At 58.4% G+C, this 17,777-nt stretch carries 14 protein-coding genes and 1 pseudogene; 12 read left to right on the forward strand and 3 right to left on the reverse strand.

The genetic code is table 11. The features are described from left to right. Positions 1–25: 25 nt before the first annotated feature. The 9 genes and pseudogenes from FHR97_RS04720 to FHR97_RS04760 all read left to right on the forward strand — a co-directional run bounded on the left by FHR97_RS04720 (position 26) and on the right by FHR97_RS04760 (position 10,944). A complete protein-coding gene (locus FHR97_RS04720) occupies positions 26–802 on the forward strand; it encodes an ADP-ribosylglycohydrolase family protein (protein ID WP_183382622.1) in 777 nt (258 codons plus the stop codon). Between the two features lie 185 nt (positions 803–987). Continuing rightward, positions 988–2,457, forward strand: coding sequence for an IMP dehydrogenase (guaB, locus tag FHR97_RS04725; RefSeq protein WP_183382623.1), 1,470 nt, complete (start codon positions 988–990; stop codon positions 2,455–2,457). Between the two features lie 95 nt (positions 2,458–2,552). Beyond that, positions 2,553–4,130, forward strand: a complete 1,578-nt coding sequence (gene guaA / locus FHR97_RS04730) for a glutamine-hydrolyzing GMP synthase (protein WP_183382624.1) — start codon at positions 2,553–2,555, stop codon at positions 4,128–4,130. Positions 4,131–4,306: 176 nt separating this feature from the next. Beyond that, entirely contained in the window at positions 4,307–5,101 is a 795-nt protein-coding gene (locus FHR97_RS04735) for a Dam family site-specific DNA-(adenine-N6)-methyltransferase (RefSeq protein ID WP_183382625.1), read from the forward strand. A gap of 11 nt (positions 5,102–5,112) precedes the next feature. Beyond that, the gene (locus FHR97_RS04740; protein WP_183382626.1) at positions 5,113–5,652 is read left to right on the forward strand and encodes a hypothetical protein; all 540 of its coding nucleotides are present in this window, start codon (positions 5,113–5,115) and stop codon (positions 5,650–5,652) included. Next, positions 5,639–6,814, forward strand: coding sequence for a DGQHR domain-containing protein (locus tag FHR97_RS04745; protein WP_183382627.1), 1,176 nt, complete (start codon positions 5,639–5,641; stop codon positions 6,812–6,814). Before FHR97_RS04740 ends, FHR97_RS04745 begins: the two co-directional genes overlap by 14 nt. A gap of 99 nt (positions 6,815–6,913) precedes the next feature. Next, positions 6,914–7,091: pseudogene (locus tag FHR97_RS04750) on the forward strand (GMP synthase (glutamine-hydrolyzing)); the annotation flags it as partial. Positions 7,092–7,631: 540 nt separating this feature from the next. Then, complete coding sequence (locus tag FHR97_RS04755; protein ID WP_183382628.1) at positions 7,632–9,635, forward strand: ATP-binding protein; 2,004 nt, start codon at positions 7,632–7,634, stop codon at positions 9,633–9,635. Positions 9,636–9,645: 10 nt separating this feature from the next. Next, positions 9,646–10,944, forward strand: coding sequence for a hypothetical protein (locus tag FHR97_RS04760; RefSeq protein ID WP_183382629.1), 1,299 nt, complete (start codon positions 9,646–9,648; stop codon positions 10,942–10,944). Positions 10,945–11,032: 88 nt separating this feature from the next. Here FHR97_RS04760 and FHR97_RS04765 read toward each other — a convergent pair whose 3' ends face one another. Then, the gene (locus FHR97_RS04765; RefSeq protein WP_183382630.1) at positions 11,033–12,229 is read right to left on the reverse strand and encodes an IS4 family transposase; all 1,197 of its coding nucleotides are present in this window, start codon (positions 12,227–12,229) and stop codon (positions 11,033–11,035) included. 272 nt (positions 12,230–12,501) lie between these two features. Here FHR97_RS04765 and FHR97_RS04770 point away from each other — a divergent pair, with 272 nt between their 5' ends. Beyond that, positions 12,502–13,332, forward strand: coding sequence for a CheR family methyltransferase (locus FHR97_RS04770; protein WP_183382631.1), 831 nt, complete (start codon positions 12,502–12,504; stop codon positions 13,330–13,332). A gap of 31 nt (positions 13,333–13,363) precedes the next feature. Here FHR97_RS04770 and FHR97_RS04775 read toward each other — a convergent pair whose 3' ends face one another. Further along, entirely contained in the window at positions 13,364–14,266 is a 903-nt protein-coding gene (locus FHR97_RS04775; RefSeq protein WP_183382632.1) for a LysR family transcriptional regulator, read from the reverse strand. A 78-nt stretch (positions 14,267–14,344) separates the two neighbouring features. Here FHR97_RS04775 and FHR97_RS04780 point away from each other — a divergent pair, with 78 nt between their 5' ends. Continuing rightward, positions 14,345–15,271, forward strand: a complete 927-nt coding sequence (locus FHR97_RS04780) for a DMT family transporter (protein ID WP_183382633.1) — start codon at positions 14,345–14,347, stop codon at positions 15,269–15,271. Between the two features lie 203 nt (positions 15,272–15,474). On the opposite strand, the gene FHR97_RS04785 is transcribed toward FHR97_RS04780, so the two are convergent. Next, the gene (locus FHR97_RS04785; RefSeq protein WP_183382634.1) at positions 15,475–15,924 is read right to left on the reverse strand and encodes an SRPBCC family protein; all 450 of its coding nucleotides are present in this window, start codon (positions 15,922–15,924) and stop codon (positions 15,475–15,477) included. 182 nt (positions 15,925–16,106) lie between these two features. On the opposite strand from FHR97_RS04785, the gene FHR97_RS04790 reads away from it, so the two are divergent. Beyond that, positions 16,107–17,627 (forward strand): NAD(P)H-dependent oxidoreductase, encoded by a 1,521-nt coding sequence (locus FHR97_RS04790; protein WP_183382635.1) that lies wholly within the window; start codon positions 16,107–16,109, stop codon positions 17,625–17,627. Positions 17,628–17,777: the final 150 nt, after the last annotated feature.

The following is a 17,777-nucleotide window of genomic DNA, read 5'->3' on the forward strand; positions in this document are numbered from 1 at the left end:
AGTCAACAGACCACGGGAGCCCCTCATGCTGGGTGCCATCGCCGGCGACATCATCGGCTCGGTCCATGAAGGCGCCGGCACCAAGACACGCGACTTTCCGCTCTTCGTCGCCGGCAGCACCTTCACCGACGACAGCGTGCTGACCGTGGCGGTGGCGGATGCCCTGCTGCACGGCGGCGATTACGTCGACCTCTTCCACGACTACTTCCACCGCTACCCCGATGCCGGCTTCGGCGGCCACTTTCGCGGCTGGGCCGCGCGCCGCGACCGCGAGCCCTACAATAGCTGGGGCAATGGCTCCGCCATGCGCGTCAGTCCCGTCGGCTTCGCCGCCCGATCGCTCGACGAGGCCCTGGCGGAAGCCCGGCGCAGCGCCGCGGTCACCCACGATCACCCCGAAGGCATCCGCGGTGCCCAGGCGATCGCCGCCGCCATCTACCTGGCGCGTGAGGGGGGCGACAAGGCCGAGATCAAGGCCCGCCTCGAGGCACTGTTCGGCTATCGCCTGGGGAAGTCCCTGGCCGACATTCGCCCAGGCTATCGCTTCGACGTCTCCTGCCAGGGCTCGGTGCCTCCCTCCATCATCGCCTTCCTGGAATCCGAGGATGTGGAATCCGCCATCCGCAACGCCATCTCGCTCGGCGGCGACGCCGACACCATGGTCTGCATGGCGGGCGGCATCGCCGAAGCCTACTACGGGGGGCTGCCCGAGGATCTGAAGGAAGAGACCCTGGCGCGGCTCGACCCCCCGCTGCGCGAGGTGGTCGAGCGCTTCAGGGCGCGCCATGGCGTCTCGGCCTGATCGCGCGCGGTCATCCTGGTGGACACCGATCGGCTGGGCGTTGGCCTGGCAGAGGGTGCCGCGAGTTCCGCCGCAACGACTGAGGGCGGTCAGGCAGCTCCCGGATTGCCCGATCCGGAGGCTGACCGTTATAATGGTTGATTAACTTCACTCCCCTCCCACCAGCGCACTGGGTGTTGCCGATTATGCTACGTATGGCCCAAGAAGCTCTTACGTTCGATGACGTATTACTCGTACCCGGCTACTCCGAGGTCCTGCCCAAGGACGTCAGCCTCCGGACACGCCTGACCCGCGACCTCTACCTCAACATCCCCCTCGTCTCCGCCGCCATGGATACCGTCACCGAGGCCCGCCTGGCCATCGCCATGGCGCAGGAAGGGGGCATCGGCATCATCCACAAGAACATGACCATCGCGCAGCAGGCCGGCGAGGTGCGCAAGGTCAAGAAGCACGAGAGCGTGATCGTCAAGGACCCGGTGACCGTCGGGCCCAAGGCCAAGCTGGCCGACCTGCTGGCGATGGCCAAGGAATACGGCTTCTCGGGCTTCCCGGTGGTGGAAGGGGAGGCCCTGGTGGGCCTGGTGACCGAGCGCGACATGCGCTTCCAGCCGAACCACGGCGACAGCGTGGCCGACATCATGACGTCCCGCGACAAGCTGGTCACCGTGCCGGTGGGCACGCCGCTGGACGTCATCAAGGGCAAGATGCAGGAGCATCGCGTCGAGAAGATGCTGGTGGTGGATGACGAGTTCAAGCTGCGCGGCCTGGTCACCTTCCAGGACATCGAGAAGGCGCGCACCTTCCCCCACGCCGCCAAGGACGCCGACGGCCGCCTGCTGGCCGGCGCCGCCGTGGGCACCGGCCCCGAGACGGCGGACCGCATCGCCGCCCTGGCCGAGGCCGGCGTGGATGCCATCATCGTCGACACCGCCCATGGCCACTCCCGGGGCGTGCTCGAGCGCGTGGCCTGGGTGAAGGAACACTTCCCGCAGATCCAGGTGATCGGCGGCAACATCGCCACCGCGGAAGCCGCCAAGGCCCTGGCCGAGGCCGGCGCCGACGGCGTCAAGGTGGGCATCGGCCCCGGCTCCATCTGCACCACCCGCGTGGTGGCCGGCGTCGGCGTGCCGCAGATCACCGCCGTCTCCAACGTCGCCGAGGCGCTCAAGCCCTATGATGTCCCGCTGATCGCCGACGGCGGCATCCGCTATTCCGGCGACCTGGCCAAGGCCGTGGCGGCCGGCGCCAGCGCGGTGATGGTCGGCGGCCTGCTGGCCGGCACCGAGGAGGCCCCGGGCGAGATCGAGCTCTACCAGGGCCGCACCTACAAGGCCTACCGTGGCATGGGCTCGATGGGCGCCATGGCCCAGAACCAGGGCAGCGCCGACCGCTACTTCCAGGACAAGGACGCTGGCGCCGAGAAGCTGGTGCCGGAAGGCATCGAAGGCCGCGTGCCCTACAAGGGCGTGATGGGCGCCATCGTCCACCAGCTGATGGGCGGCCTGCGCGCCTCCATGGGCTATACCGGCTGCACCGACATCGAGGAGATGCGCACCAGGCCGGAGTTCGTGAAGATCACCGGGGCCGGCTTCAACGAGTCCCACGTTCACGACGTGCAGATCACCAAGGAAGCCCCGAACTACCGCGCGGGTTAACTCAAGCTTGAAGCCGGAAGCTTGAAGCTGGAAGTGGCCGCGCCGCTTCCAGCTTTCGCGTTTTCGGCCCTGTTGCTTCCCAAAGGAAAGGCCAGATGACCGACATTCACGCCCACAAGATCCTGATCCTCGACTTCGGCTCCCAGTACACCCAGCTCATCGCCCGCCGCGTGCGCGAGATCGGCGTCTACTCCGAGATCCGCGCCTTCGACATCACCGAGGAGGAGATCCGCGAGTACCGGCCCAACGGCATCATCCTCGCCGGCGGCCCGGAATCCGTCACCGAACTGGGCTCGCCCCGCGCCCCGCAGTGCGTGTTCGAGCTGGGCCTGCCGGTGTTCGGCATCTGCTACGGCATGCAGACCATGGCCGAGCAGCTCGGCGGCGCCGTGGAGGGCTCCCACAAGCGCGAGTTCGGCTACGCCCAGGTGCGCGTCGACGAGGAGACCGCGCTGTTCAAGGACATCGCCGACCACATCGACCACGAGACCGGCAAGAGCCTGCTCGACGTCTGGATGAGCCACGGCGACAAGGTGGCTCGGGTGCCCGACGCCTTCACCGTGACCGCCTCCACGCCGAGCTGCCCGATCGCCGCCATGGCTTGGGAGGAGAAGCGCTTCTATGGCGTGCAGTTCCACCCCGAGGTGACCCATACCCTCCAGGGCCAGCGCATCCTCGAGCACTTCGTGCTGGATGTCTGCCAGAGCGAGCGCAACTGGACCCCGGCGCAGATCATCGAGGACCAGATCGCCCGCGTCCGCGACCAGGTGGGCGACCGCCACGTGCTGCTCGGCCTCTCCGGCGGCGTGGACTCCTCGGTGGTGGCCGCACTCCTGCACAAGGCCATCGGCGACCAGCTGACCTGCGTGTTCGTCGACAACGGCCTGCTGCGCAAGGCCGAGGGCGACCAGGTGATGGAGACCTTCGCCAAGCACATGGGCGTGCGGGTGATCCGCGTGGATGCCGAGGACCTGTTCCTCGACAAGCTCGAGGGCGAGGCCGACCCCGAGGTCAAGCGCAAGATCATCGGCAACACCTTCATCGACGTGTTCGACAGCGAGGCCGCCAAGATCGAGGGCGTGGACTTCCTCGCCCAGGGCACCATCTACCCGGACGTGATCGAGTCCGCCGCCGCCAAGACCGGCAAGGCGCACGTCATCAAGTCACACCACAACGTGGGTGGGCTGCCCGAGACCATGAAGCTCAAGCTGGTGGAGCCGCTGCGCGAGCTGTTCAAGGACGAGGTGCGCAAGCTCGGCGTCGAGCTCGGCCTGCCCTACGACATGGTCTACCGCCACCCCTTCCCGGGGCCCGGCCTGGGCGTGCGCATCCTCGGCGAGGTGAAGAAGGAATACGCCGACATCCTGCGCGAGGCCGACGCCATCTTCATCGAGGAGCTGCACAACGCCGGCTGGTACCACAAGACCAGCCAGGCCTTCGCCGTCTTCCTGCCGGTGAGGTCGGTGGGCGTGGTCGGCGACGGCCGCCGCTACGAGTGGGTGATCGCCCTGCGCGCCGTGGAGACCATCGACTTCATGACCGCCCGCTGGGCGCACCTGCCCTACGAGCTACTGGAGAAGGTCTCCAACCGCATCATCAACGAGCTCAGCGGCGTCTCCCGCGTGACCTACGACGTGAGCAGCAAGCCGCCGGCGACTATCGAGTGGGAGTGAAATGTTGTAATACTTCAGAATGCAATGCTCACTGGAAAAGTGCCTACCCGCGGGTAGGCCTTTTTTTGCATTTTCTTGTGATGATTCGTTATAGTTTGTGTATGTAATCCCCTGTTTTGCCAAAAAGGCTTAATGGTTTGTGTTAAGAAGGTTTTTGTAATTGAGGTGGAGAAAAGGTGAAGCCATTTATTAAGTGGGCCGGAGGGAAAAGGTGGTTGGTATCCAATCCTTGTTTCTCAGTTCCTGAGTACTCAGGACGGTATATTGAGCCTTTTTTGGGTGGCGGGGCTGTCTACTTTCATCTTAGACCCAGGGGCGCTATTCTATCTGATGTTAATGAAAAATTAATTGAAGTGTATTTGGCGATTCGAGATGACTGGGAGAAAGTTGAAAGTGAGTTGCGTACTATGCAAAAAAGGCACTCAAAGGAATATTATTATAAAGAGAGGTCTAGGAGGCGGCGTGCTTTACACAAAAGGGCCGCGCAGTTTCTTTATTTGAACAGAACTTGTTGGAACGGCCTGTACCGAGAAAATCTAAAGGGAGAATTCAATGTTCCTATCGGTACAAAGAACAAGGTTCTTTTCGAAGATGAAGATTTTTCTGAAATAAGTAATGTGTTGAAAACGGCTGATATTATGGCGTGTGATTTCTCTGAAACCATATCTAAGGCTTGCAAAGGTGATTTGGTTTTTGTTGATCCACCCTATACGACAGCTCACAATGTCAATGGTTTTGTAAAGTACAATCAGAAAATATTTAGCTGGGGTGACCAGTTAAGATTAAAAGCTTCTATTCGCGAAGCTGTAGAAAAAGGTGCCAAGGTGCTTTTGACAAATGCGGACCATAATAGCATTCATGAACTTTACTCTGATATGTCGGGTCATGTTTCAGTGAATAGGCCTTCAGTAATATCAGGAGTAAGTGCGGCTCGCCGAAAAACCACTGAGGCATTATATGTCTTTGAGTGATGGGGGAATAGATGTTTAAAGGGCGATTTATAAGAAAAGTGCAGAATCATCCAGTTTGGGGCTCTGTCGCTGAGGTGTTTTTTGCATTAATTTTTACGTTTGGCCCTATCGCTCTGCTTTCAATCCCTCTAACTGGCGGTGATGGTGATTTAAGCAGCGAGGCAGTAGGAAGTAATTTTTGGACCTTTTGGGCTTCCGGTGAGTTGGCTTTGCCAATTCTTGGACTTTGTGGGGCAGTTGCAGCCTTGTCAGTAACAAACAGTCGTGCTTTAAGTGGTGTTCTGATATTTACCGCTTGGATTCTAGCGCTTGTGCTTGCAAGCGCATGTGGCTACGCACTTTCGAAAAGCCAAGGGTTTACTCAGGATCTTTATCCGCAAGTGATTCGCTTTGGTTTTTTGTCTTACGCGGCGATTTTGATTTTATGGTTTATATTGTCGGTTAAATCAAAAATGGATGGGTCGCGAGGGAATCCGGAAGAAAGAGCGGAGTCTTTGTTGCGGAAAAAGCATGAGATATCAATAGAAGGTGGTCGAAATGAAGGTTCTTAATGTTCTTAAAGTCGATCAGCCTATAGGTGAGTTCTATATAGGTGCAATTGATAGTAGAGATTTGCTTGATATTGCCACAGTAGATATACGTGAGTTCTCTGAGGGGAACCCGGGAGAGATTGATGGTATTCAGCGAGAGCTTTCTCCCAGTAGGCTTAACTTGCTAAAAGAATACGTAAACCTTGATTATGCAACTTTTCCCACCTCTGTTATTCTGGCAATTGATGAGAGGTGCGTAAACGTTGAAAAGATTGATGGATGTCAAGGTCTTTTTACATTAGGAATAAATGGTTATGATGGAGATGATGAAAACCCACCTATCCCTTTAAGTGAAACTGCTTTTGTTATTGACGGACAGCACCGTCTTGCTGGTTTGCTTGCTAGAAATCATGAAAAAGGACCATTTGAAGTTAATGTCTCAATATTTGTAGGGGCTGATATTGCGGATCAAGCTGAAATCTTTTCTCGTGCCAACTTGGCTCAGACAAAAGTCAATAAGTCCTTGATGTATGATTTGCTCGATTACGCGAAAGAGAAAAGCCCATACAAGGTCGCGCACGATATTGTTGTTGCCCTCAATAATGATGCTTTTGAAGAAGGTGGGGATAGGAAAGAAGGGCCATTCTACCATCGGATAAAAAGGTTAGGTAAAAGAACGCCAGGTGTAAGTGGTGAAACCCTTGCTCAAGCTACGGTGGTGAATGGGTTGCTTAGGCACCTCCCAAAAAATCAAGAAAAAGAAAGGAGTAAAAGTATACTTGGTTTTGGTGGTCGTAAAGAGCCAAGAGAAAGTTGGAAAAATAGAATTTTTGTAGATTACTATCGCGATGAAGATTTTGTCTCTATTTTACTGATTGTGTCTAATTATTTTGAGGCTGTTCGTGATAAATGGCCAGGTGCCTGGGATAGTCATGAGCAGGGGATGATTCTTTCTAGAACCACTGGTTATAATGCTTTGATTAGGTTTCTAAGGGACGCTTATTTGTATATTGTCGATGCCCCTAGAGTGGTGAAAAAAAGTGAATTTTCGGAGATTTTTTCTCGCATAGATATACTCGATAGAGACCTGAATAGTGAGAATTATTTGCCGGGTAGTTCAGGGTCAGGCCTTCTTTACAGGCAACTTTTGGAGAAAGGCCTAAAAGGGATTAGTGATAGGTAGATTGAGTTTATGTGAGTTTTTTGGCCATTATTATAATTATTCAGGCTTGGGAGTGTGATGATGGTGGCTAGATTCTCCTCTGTGGAAAGCGATGAGGGATATGTCTACACCTTTCGCGCCGTGGAGACCATCGATCTCATGACAGCCCGTTGGGCTCACCTGCCCTACGAGGCTGCTGGAGAAGGTCTCCCACCGCATCATCAACGAGCTGGAAGGCTTCTCCCACGTGACCTACGACGTCTCCTCCAAGCCGCCGGCGACCGTCGAGTGGGAGTGAGCGAATGAGAAGGGCGACTGAGAGACGCTTATCCCTTTCGTATTATTGCGCTTCATACGAAAGCCTACCTTTACCGGTAGGCTTTTTTTGTTGCAATGCGTTACAAAGTCAGCGAAGGTTATCTATATTTAAAGTGCCGAGGCAACGGCCGGTTGCAACGGCAAGAAGAAACAAGGGGGTAGGGCGGTCTCAGGGAGAGGATGTCATCCCCGGACGGTAGTGTGGTTGGATACGCAATCAACCATGGAAGCTATATACCAATTATGAATGGCTCACAGAAACATTAGCTTTTAATTTCAAAAAGCGACAATTAGAAAAGCATAAGTCAGATTGCGAAAAAAAGCCGACATTATGGAAAATGCGGCATAATTTTTACCAGTATTATGCAGCTGGCACGATGGTTTTTATGCATGCAAAAATGTTCGCGATTTTTATGATAAAGATTCCAAAAAAATGTGCGTAAGTCGAAGTATTAAAATTACCTAAAAGTATAAATACGTAGAAAATTTGAAGACCTAGTAATATTTATGGAGCGCGGGGATGAAAAACTCAGTGAAAGATTTTTTTAGCGACGCCGAACATCAGGATAGCCCTCTTCGGGAAATAACTGATTTTCTCGAAGAGGAATATTGCAACGAACAAGCAGGTAAATATTCCGATATGCGATTCGTCGGTTACGTGCTTGATCTTGGTTTTGATAATGCAACGATTATTACTTCCGACCCGTTCAAGAAAGCTGTGGGTGGCGTGCCTCGCGGTTCATTCCTAATCATGGCGCCTGACTCACTGGAAGGAATGCCACCTCATTTCTCGTTGTTGCGAGTAAACGCTGCCGCCCCAACTCCGTTATCGCGTGATGTGCAACAAACGTACTTCGAGCTGCATAAAAAATCGATGCCGGATCTCGATATATGGACTAAGGGGGAGTTGCAGTGGGGGGCCTTGTCGGCCGATGTACTGGGGATGTTTTTCCCAGATCCGTCGGATGCCGGAAACATAATGTTTTCTGGCGACGTCAATAACATTGTCAGTGCTCATCGGTACAAGGTATATGCACCTACCGAAGCATTGCTAAGAATAATTGTCAATGGAACGGTTCGTCAGGAGAACCAGTTTCCAATAGGGAAGCTTAGACTCACAGAATGCTCATTGCCGTTTGCGAATAGTCATCCAGTTGATACTAATGTTTGCGTATCGACAAATGATTTTCGTGGATTTAGGACAGCCATGTTTGGCAAGACCCGATTGGGTAAGAGTAATGTCGTAAAGATTATCGCGCAGAGTATATTGGAGACGAACGAGGACGACAATAGCGTAGGTCAGCTGATTTTTGACATCAATGGTGAATACGCCAACGATAACCCGCAAGATGGAAACAAGTCTCTGCGTAGCGCTTATCCTAATCGTTGTGAGGTATACGCACTGACCCCGAGGCCGAATACACCGTCGAAGCCATTAAAACTGAACTTTTACGAACAGCCTGATTCGTGTATTTCAATTCTAAAGACACTCCTAGAGCAGGCAAATCAGACGGCCCAGTATGTTCGAAGCTTTTCCAGCGTGCAGCTGCCCAGCATAGGCGATGTCATTGCATTGCCGCCGGGTAGTCAGAGAATACGAGCGGTGCGCAGGATACAGATGTATTGGGCGATTCTGAAGAAAGCTGGGTTCAATGCAGATGAAAAACGCCTTCGGCAACTTGGCCTTACGGGAGGGGGACGAACTTCTCCCTCGCATTTTGATCCCCACTTTAATCAAGGCGTGATTAAGGCTGTATACGGGCAACAAGGCCATCAGCCGCCAAAAACGCTGGATGAACTGAAAACCCATCTTGAGCAGGTTGAGCAGTTCAGGCAACAGAATAAAAATGATCCAGCAATTCAGGGGTTGTTTGAAGCAGACGATGAAGCGCTTCTTGAGTTTTTTGCCCCAACCATTGGTGGCGGTCCGAGAATCCTGCGCCCTTATATGATGTACCACGACCCTCAAGCAGGTCACTTTGTCCAACAGATACTTGGTTATTTGGATGGCGGTAAGACGGTTATTCTTGATCTAGGTAATGCATCTGACGAAATTCGTCAGTATTTCTCGGATCTCTTGTCCCGTGCAATTTTTTCTCATCAAGAGCAGAAGTTTACAGATAACAAACTTGCGGGCCATTTCGTACAACTTTATTTCGAGGAAGCCCATAATCTTTTTCCAAAAGAAGAAAAGGATTTCACTGGCGTATATGCCCGCTTCGCCAAGGAAGGAGCCAAGTTTCACATTGGAATGGTCTATTCCACGCAGTCTCCATCAACGATAAACAAGGAACTACTTGCGCAAACGGAAAATTTCTTTGTCGCGCACATGTCTTCCCAGGGCGAGGCTGAGGCTTTGGCTCGTCTGCAAGTCCAGTTCGATGGACTACAGCGGGATATTTTGAAGACCAGAACGCCCGGATACATGAGGATGTTGACGTTCTCCCATCGCTTCATTATTCCGGTTCAAATTAAAAAGTTCGAGGCAACTGCTGCAGGTCCTGCTTCTGGGGTTGGTCAGTAAGGAGAGTGCTATGCCATATCAAGGAGGAAAGCGACTTTCTGGTGAGCGAGCTAGCAAACTTGGTCACTTGGATGTTGTCAACAGTGACTTGGTTAACGAGCTCATAGCTCAGTTTGAAGATCAAGAGCCCACACAAGTAGAAACACCGGCTAGCTGGGTTGAAATTCCTGATGACGGGATACCGCTTCGCTTGATTTTCGCGGTTGATGGATCAAAGCAGACTATTCGTTCTGACTTGCCTCCATACAAAGAGCTTTCGTTTATAAAGACGGCTCTTCTTAGGCTGGACCAGCATGCCATTGCAAAGCTAGACCCAGTTTCACCACACCCGATGGCGTTGCGAGATATCATGTCAGATTCTGCTATGTATCACGCTACGGTGCTGCCACTTAAAGGGGTAAGTGTTAAGGGGAAAAACAATTACGACGCAGTGCGTGGAATTATCTTTGACTCTATGCGGGATCAGTCGCTAAACGCTGAACCGTATGAAACTTTAAAGTGGCTTGCTTACGAGAAGTGGAGTGGTCAGAAAAAGCCTTCTCCAAGCTTCAGTTGTCCGCATTGCCAAGAGGAGGTCGTAGGGCTTCCCTTCGACCAAGATGAAGGAACGTGTGGGCATTGCGGAGGGCATTTGTACCTTACCGATATGATAGGCTTTCATCTTGAGATGAGTGAAGATGCAGCTCCTGATTCGGTGGCTACTTCCTACATGCTTATTCACGAAACTCTAATGTTGTTCACGGGTATTAGGATATTTTGGGATGTAGGTAAATACAGTGTTCTTCGTAACTCTCTGTTTATCAAAGATGGGCCGTTGTCATTAAATGGTCAGTACTCGAAGTTGACAATCCCGATCAGAAACTTCTTTGAGTTTGCGAAAGCAAGAGATATTTCGGTCCACGTTGTGGGACAAGAAAAGACAGGGGGTTTCGTTGATCACTTAGAATTAATTTCCCGCAACGCACCAAGAAATTCAGTTTTTGCGCCTTCCAATGAGTACATTCGGAAGGAGATCCAGCATCGGCCAGAGCGATCAGAGCCATATGGGTCAAGAACAAACTATGGAAACAAGGTGTTCGTGAAATTCGATGCATACCATCATCTTGTTTTATCTATTCCAACTGGGGGGTATACTGACTCCTATTCACTCGATGTATTTTTTGGGTTAAAGAATATACTGGCATCTTTGCCACCTATTCTAAGTCATCGACATGAATGTGCCTTGGTGCCAGTGGAGCTTGCGAACGGTGTGGCGTCTTTGTCGAGTTATCCTTCTGCAGCCATTTTCAAGGTGTTCGCTGATATATAGTTTTCTCACATAATATATAAAGAAATTAGGTGGTAAGAAATTAATAGAAAATGGGGAAAATCCCTGACGGATCCCCACGAGTTCTGTGCTATTCGTCGCATAATGCCTGCTCCCTGACCTCCTCGCGAAGGATCTCTCGGAGGATTTCCCAGGAGGGCCAGGGCACGGCACCCGGCTGATGACGCCGAAGCCACTCCAGTCCCAACCGCCACACGGAGAGCACGTTCCGGTGCCGGAGACTGTTGCTCTGGTAGCGCCGCTGTTGCCCGTTGGCCTGGACCTGCAGACCGGCCACCATCACGGCTACGTTCGCCAGCATGGCAATCAACAGCAGGATCTCGATGCGCTTGCCCTGCCGAGATTGGTGCATGCCGAAGCCCAGGCCAAGCAAGGGGCTCTTGATGTCACGGAAGCCTTCTTCAATCTGCATGCGCTGCCGGTAGATAGCGACCAGCTTATCCGCCAGCGTGGAGCGCTCCGGCAGGTTGCTGACCAGCACCCAGGGCTCCTTCTGGCGCTGGGCCATCGCCCGACTGGGGCCACCCTGAAAGACCTGGCCTCGCTTATTGCGATGTTTGCGCCCCTTCGGCGGCCGATGATAAAGCACCATGCGGGTGGTCAGCGGGTTGCTCTCAGCGATCTGGACGGAACCCAGCGCGTGCGGTACCGAGCTCGCTTGTTGAAACAAGGCGGTCACTGGCCGCCATGCGTCACCAGGCACCTGGCAGCGAGTGGGGCTGCGAACCCGGCCAACGTAGTACCAACCTCGCGCTTCGACCGCCTTGAACCACGGGTTACGGAAGCCCGCATCGGTGACCAGGATCGGCGTTGCCTTGGCCGGCAGGATCTCGGCCAAGGCCGCGAGCAAGTACGCTTCACAGTGTTGGCAGCCATCCTTGTGGTGGACCTTTTCGAATATCGGCAATGACCGCCCAGCGAACGGCACCGTCGCGCGTAGCAGGAACTGTTGGCCGCGATCATCGATCGGCGACCAGTCCACCAGAATCAGCGGGCGCGTCGTGTGGCCGATCAGCAGGGTGGCCACGAGCCAATAGAACAGCGGCCGCTCCTGGTGGAGGTGAGGGTTGTCCAGCAACCGATCGACCCGTTTGATGGTGTGTTTGGTCGCCACCGGTCCCGGCAAGGCGCGGCCCAGGGCGGTCAGGCCCAGGCGGCGCTCACCCAACAAGGCCCCCACCATGTCGAGTAGTGCCTGCAGGCGTTTGGCATGGATCGAGGGGAGTGATGACGTCAGCAGAGTATGCAAGAATCGAGGGGCCTGCATGGGTCTCCTTCGGCATATTGTGTGTTTGGCGACTTACAACATGCCGGCCCATGCAGGCCTTTTCAATTATATCCTTCTGATTTTGTTGCCCATTTCCTGGGGATCCGTCAGGGACAGACCCTCATTTCTGCCAACCATCGAGTGGGAGTGAGGCTCTTGGCCTGACGGTGGCTGGCCAGGGTTGCGTGAGATCACCACCCATGGCGTACTCTGACCGTTTAGACTCCCCCTGAGGCAGCGGGCGCAAGGTCAAGGCCCGCTGTAGCCTTGGCATGAAGGATCGGGACTGCGTCGACCTGCTCCAGTGGGCCCTGCCGCGCCTCCACAGGCGCTGGCGGGGCTTTCGCAAGGTCCGTCGCCAAGTGTGCCGGAAGGTGCAGCAGCGTATGGACGCGCTTGGCATCGAGGACGTCGGCCAGTATCGACGGTACCTGGAGGCCCAGCCTCAGGAATGGCAGGTGCTCGATGGCTGCCTGCCCATCACCATCTCGCGCTTCTGGCGCGACAGACGGGTCTTCGAACTGCTCGAGTGTCGCTTCCTCCCGGAGCTGGCCCGGCGGGCCCGGGAGGAGGGCGTCGCTGCCCTGACCTTGTGGAGCCTGGGATGCGGCGCCGGGGAGGAGCCCTATACCTTTTCCATCCTCTGGCGTGAGCGCCTCCAGTCGCGCTTCCCCGGGCTCGGCCTGACCATCCTGGCCTCGGATATCGAGGCGCACCAGCTCGCCCGCGCCGAGCAGGCCTGCTACCCGGCCAGCGCCCTCAAGGACCTCCCCGCGCCGCTGAAAGGCGCCGCCTTCGAGCGCCGTGACGCGCACGACTGCCTCAAGCGCGAGTATCGCCGGGCCGTCGAGCTGGAGCGTCGTGACATTCGCGGGGCGTTTCCCGCTCGGCGCTTCCACCTGATTGCCTGCCGCTACCTGGCGTTTACCTACTTCGATCGGGAGCTGCAGCGCGACATCGCCCGTCGTCTCCACCGTGCCCTGCATCCCGGGGGCCTGCTCGTGTTGGGAAACGGGGAGGCGCTGCCGGAGGAGGAGATGGAGGGGTTCGAGCTCGCCGATGAACAGATCCCGGTCTACCGGCGCCGGGAAGGCGAGGATTGACGCCGGCTTCGGCGGCTGGCCGTGTCTTGGTCTACGCGATAGAGCGTAGATCGGGCGTGATCAGAGTGGCGAACGCCTTGGCCGTGTCACTGCCGTCATCGGCCAGATAGATATGGGTCCGGCCCAGCGGCGGCAGGCCCCAATGCTCCGGGACTTCGACGAGATCGCGGTCGGCAAGCGATCCGGGCAGGGCCGCCACTGCGAGGTCCGCGCTCAGGGCCGCGACCTGGCCCATCGAGGTGTCGCTGGAATAGGCAACCCGGTAGGACCGCCCGGCTCCCTCCAGTGCGCGGAGGGCGGCGTCGCGCCAGGCACAGCCCATCTGGGCCACGGCAAGCGGCAGAGGGTCTTGCTCTACGGCACGGCCGCCGTCCCGCATCAACCAGCGGAGTTCTTCGGAAAAGAGATCCCGCGCCGGGATCTGCGGCGTGCTTGCCTCGTTGAACAGGGCGAGATTGGCATCGCCCTCCACGAAGAGACGTTGCACCGTTTCACTGGAGTCGAGCCGGACGTCCACGCGAATCCGCGGATGCGTTTCGGCCAGGCGTCGGAGCAGCCCCGGCACAAGAGAAACACCGAGGTCATGGGGGGCGGCGAGGCGCAAGCTCCCGGACAACGGTGAGCCGTGGAACACCGCCATCGCCTCGTCGCTGATCCCGACGAGACGCCGCGCGAAGCCGAGCAGCACTTCTCCCTGGTCGGTCAGGCGGACGCGGCGCGCATCGCGATGCAGCAGCCGGACGCCGAGCTGCTCTTCCAGCTTGCCGACTTGCAGACTGACCGCCGAGGGCGAGCGGTTCACGCGCGCCGCGGCGCGCCGAAAACTCCCAGTTTCGCAAATCGCAACGAAGGTTCGGGCGGCGTCTAGATTGAGCGTCCGGGTGGCGGGATGCGGATCGCCGCTCGGCCGGTTGGTTGAGATTTCCTGATCCATTGAATGAAAACATATCGTTTTCCTCAACATTGGTCAAAGCCTACGCTCCTACCGGAAACGAAGCCGAGAGGAGTGGCAATGTCACCGTTACCGAAAGAGCGCGTGCTCGGTCTTGTCTGGGCCGCGAGCGCCATCGCCATCTGGTCCGGGTCACTGGTCATGCTGCGGCTCGGCGTGACGACGAGCCTGAATGCCTATGACCTGACCGCGCTTCGCATCGGTGTCGCTGCGTTGGTCCTGGCGCCTGTCATCTGCCGGCGCGGCTTTGCCCTGGACCGGCTGGGCGCAAGGGGGCTCCTGGCCATGGTGGCCGGCTTCGGGGCGCCGTATATCCTGCTCATCTCGCTCGGCCTGGGGACCGCGCCGGCATCGGCAGCCGGCTCCCTCAATCCCGGGGTGATGGCGGTCGTCTCCGTGCTGCTGGGCTGGAGGCTCTTCGGCGACAGGATCGGTCCTGCACGGATCGTCGGGGTCGTGGCGATCCTGGTCGGGGCGTCGTTCTTCGCGGGTCTGCTGGGTGCGCAGACGGCGTCGGTCGGCCATCTGATCCTGATCTTCACTGGAATGATGTGGGCGGGGTACGCGCTGGTCGTCCGCAGGGCCGGCATCCCGGCCCTTCACGCGACCGCCATCGTCGCCGTGGGCTCCGCCATCCTCTACCTGCCGGTCTACGTCGCGGCCCTTCCCACGCAACTGCCCGTCGCCCCGGTTCTCGATATCGTGATGCAGGCGCTATTCCAGGGCGTGCTCGTCAGCGTCGTCGCGGTTTTCGCCTTCAATCGCTCCAGCGAGTTGCTCGGGCCAGTCGTGGGCGCGACTCTCCCGGCCCTGATTCCGCTGGTGACCCTGGGCCTCGGTGTGGTCACCCTGGATGAGGCGGCGGGCGCTCGAGACCTCGCCTCGGCGACGCTGATCGGCGTGGGCGTCGCACTGACCCTCGCGGGTCGCGCCCCCGGCCGTTGGCCCGGGACGGCCCTCTTCAAGAGAGTCTTCCGCGACGCCTGATGCGGAGGCGAGGTGCGCCTCTACGTAGTTGGCTGTGCCCCGGCGTTGCCGGGGCGGGAAGGATTGGTCTGGTCGTGCCTGCGGACTCGGGTCGGTTGCGGGGCGCTCACCACTGCATCTCGCCCGTGTTGACCTTGGCGCCGATCTCCAGCGCGATGCCCAGGCCCGCTTGCGGGTAGGCATCCTGCACTGCTAACTCGCCTTCATCGCCGCGTCTTGGCCGGCACGTCGTCGGTGGGGGCGGCGAGCTCTGCCTCCATCCGGTCGATGATGTCGCGGCTCAGCCGTTGCAGCAGAGGCCCGGCGGCCTGGCGCACCGTCTTCTCGGCCAGACGGTTGGCCAGGTGGTACTCCAGCCAGAGATGAATGCGGGTGCCGTTGGCGGTGGGCATCAGCCGATATTCGCCGCGATTGGGCACGCCACCCACCGAGCGCCAGGCGAAGCGCTCGGGTGGCTCGAACGCGGTGATCGCGATGTCGAACGTCAGCCGCAGGCCGGCGACGCGCACTCGCCAGCGGTAGCGACCGTCGCTGAGGCATTCTATGGTGTCTATGACCTCGCTGTAGTCGGCAAACCTTTCGACCTGGCTCACCAGGGCGAACACCGCGTCACGGTGGGCCGCAATCTCGGCCTCGTGTTCGATAACAGGCATTGGGGCGCCTCGCTTTCGCCGCCCCCTTCGACGACAGGATTCGGGATGCATTTCACCTGGGGGGACACTTCATGCACTGACCGCAGGCCGGGCGATGCCGCCGTGGTGCGGCCTCACTTGACCCTAGCATGTCCTCTTGCCGTCCGGCAGGGGAGGGCCGGCGGGGGCGGGGGGCGCGCCCCGTGAAGGTGTTGGTGATCCTCGGCCACCCCCGTGCCGACAGCCTGTGCGGCGCCCTGGCGGACGCCTTCGCCGAGGGGGCCCGAGCGGCCGGTGTGCAGCTGTGCCGACTCGACCTCGCGAGCCTCGACTTCGACCTGCACGTACACCTGCCCTCGCCCAACGACCAGCCGCTCGAGGCGGACCTGTGCCGGGCGCGGGAACTGATCCTGTGGGCGGATCACCTGGTGTTCGTCTATCCCACCTGGTGGGGCACGATGCCCGCGCTGCTCAAGGGGTTCCTCGATCGTCTCCTGGCGCCGGGCTTCGCGTTCCGTACCTGCGAGGGCGGCATCGGTTACCAAGGGCTGCTGGGTGGTCGCTCGGCCCAGATCATCACCACCATGGACACCCCGCCGCTGATCCATCGGCTGCTCTACCGCCAGCCGGGTCGCCACGCCATGGCGCGGGCGACCCTGGGCTTCTGCGGCATTCGTCCGGTGCGTGCCCTGGCGTTCGGTTCGGTCAGGTCGGCCGATGCCCCCCGCCGCCGGGCCTGGCTGGCACGCGCCTACCGCCAGGGGCGGCAGCTGGCGCGCGGCCGGGTCACCCCCGCGGAGCGACTCACGGACAAGGCCGGGGCCTGGCTGCGTGCGCTGCGCCTGCAGTTTTATCCCATGACCTGGGTGGCTTATGCGGTCGGGGCGCTCGCTGCCGCGGCGGATGGTCGCGTGTTTGGCAATCCGGCGTTCTGGATCGGTTATCTCGGCCTGTTCCTGCTGGAAGTGGCCACGGTGCTGGTCAACGAGGTGGTCGACCTGGGCAGCGACCGCCGCAACCGTTTCTTCAGTACCTTCACCGGCGGTTCGCGGGTGCTGGTGGAGGGCCGGCTCGGTCGGCGCGAGGTCGAGGCGGGGATCGTCCTGGTTCTGCTGGGCTTCTGCGCCACCACGGTGTGGCTGCTGGGTGTGGTGCCTGCGGCGTTGCCGGCGTTGGCCGTGCTGGGGGCGCTGGCGGTCCTCGCCCTCGGCTACACTGCCCCGCCCCTGATGTTCAGCTATCGCGGCCTGGGAGAAATCGATGTTGCCCTCACCCACAGCATCGGGGTGATGCTCTGCGGTTTCGTGTTCCTCGGCGGCAGCTGGCGTGACCCCTTGCCCTGGTTACTGAGCCTGCCACTGCTGCTGGCGATCCTGCCGTCCATCACGCTGTCGGGCATTCCCGACCGCGAGGCCGATGCTGCCGTGGGCAAGCGCACCCTGGCGGTGCGCCTGGGCCCGCGGGGGGCGCTTGGGGTGGCGCTGCTCTGCACGCTGTTGTCCGCCGCCACCGCGGTGGCCTGGGGACTCGCGGGGCTGGGGGCGGGGGCCTTCGCCGGCATCGGCTGGGTGGTCGTGCCCCATGCGGCGTGGCTGGCGTGGCGGTTGATCTGCCGACTGCGTGCGGAACGCTCGCCTGCACGCATCGATGGCCTGATGGCGGTGTCACTCGGCTATGTGCTGTGGTTCGGGCTCTGGCCGCTCTTCCGCCTGGCCGGCGCTTAGCGCCGTGGCCACAGGCGAAGGGAAATGGAGGGACAGACTCATTTCTGCCAACCATCGAGTGTGAGTGAGGCCGTTGGCTTGCTGGTGGCTGGCCAGGGTTGCGTGAGGTCACCACCCATGGCGTACTCTGACCGTACAGATTCCCCCTGA

The sequence above is a fragment of the Halomonas stenophila genome, assembly GCF_014192275.1.
Taxonomy (GTDB): Bacteria; Pseudomonadota; Gammaproteobacteria; order Pseudomonadales; family Halomonadaceae; genus Halomonas; species Halomonas stenophila.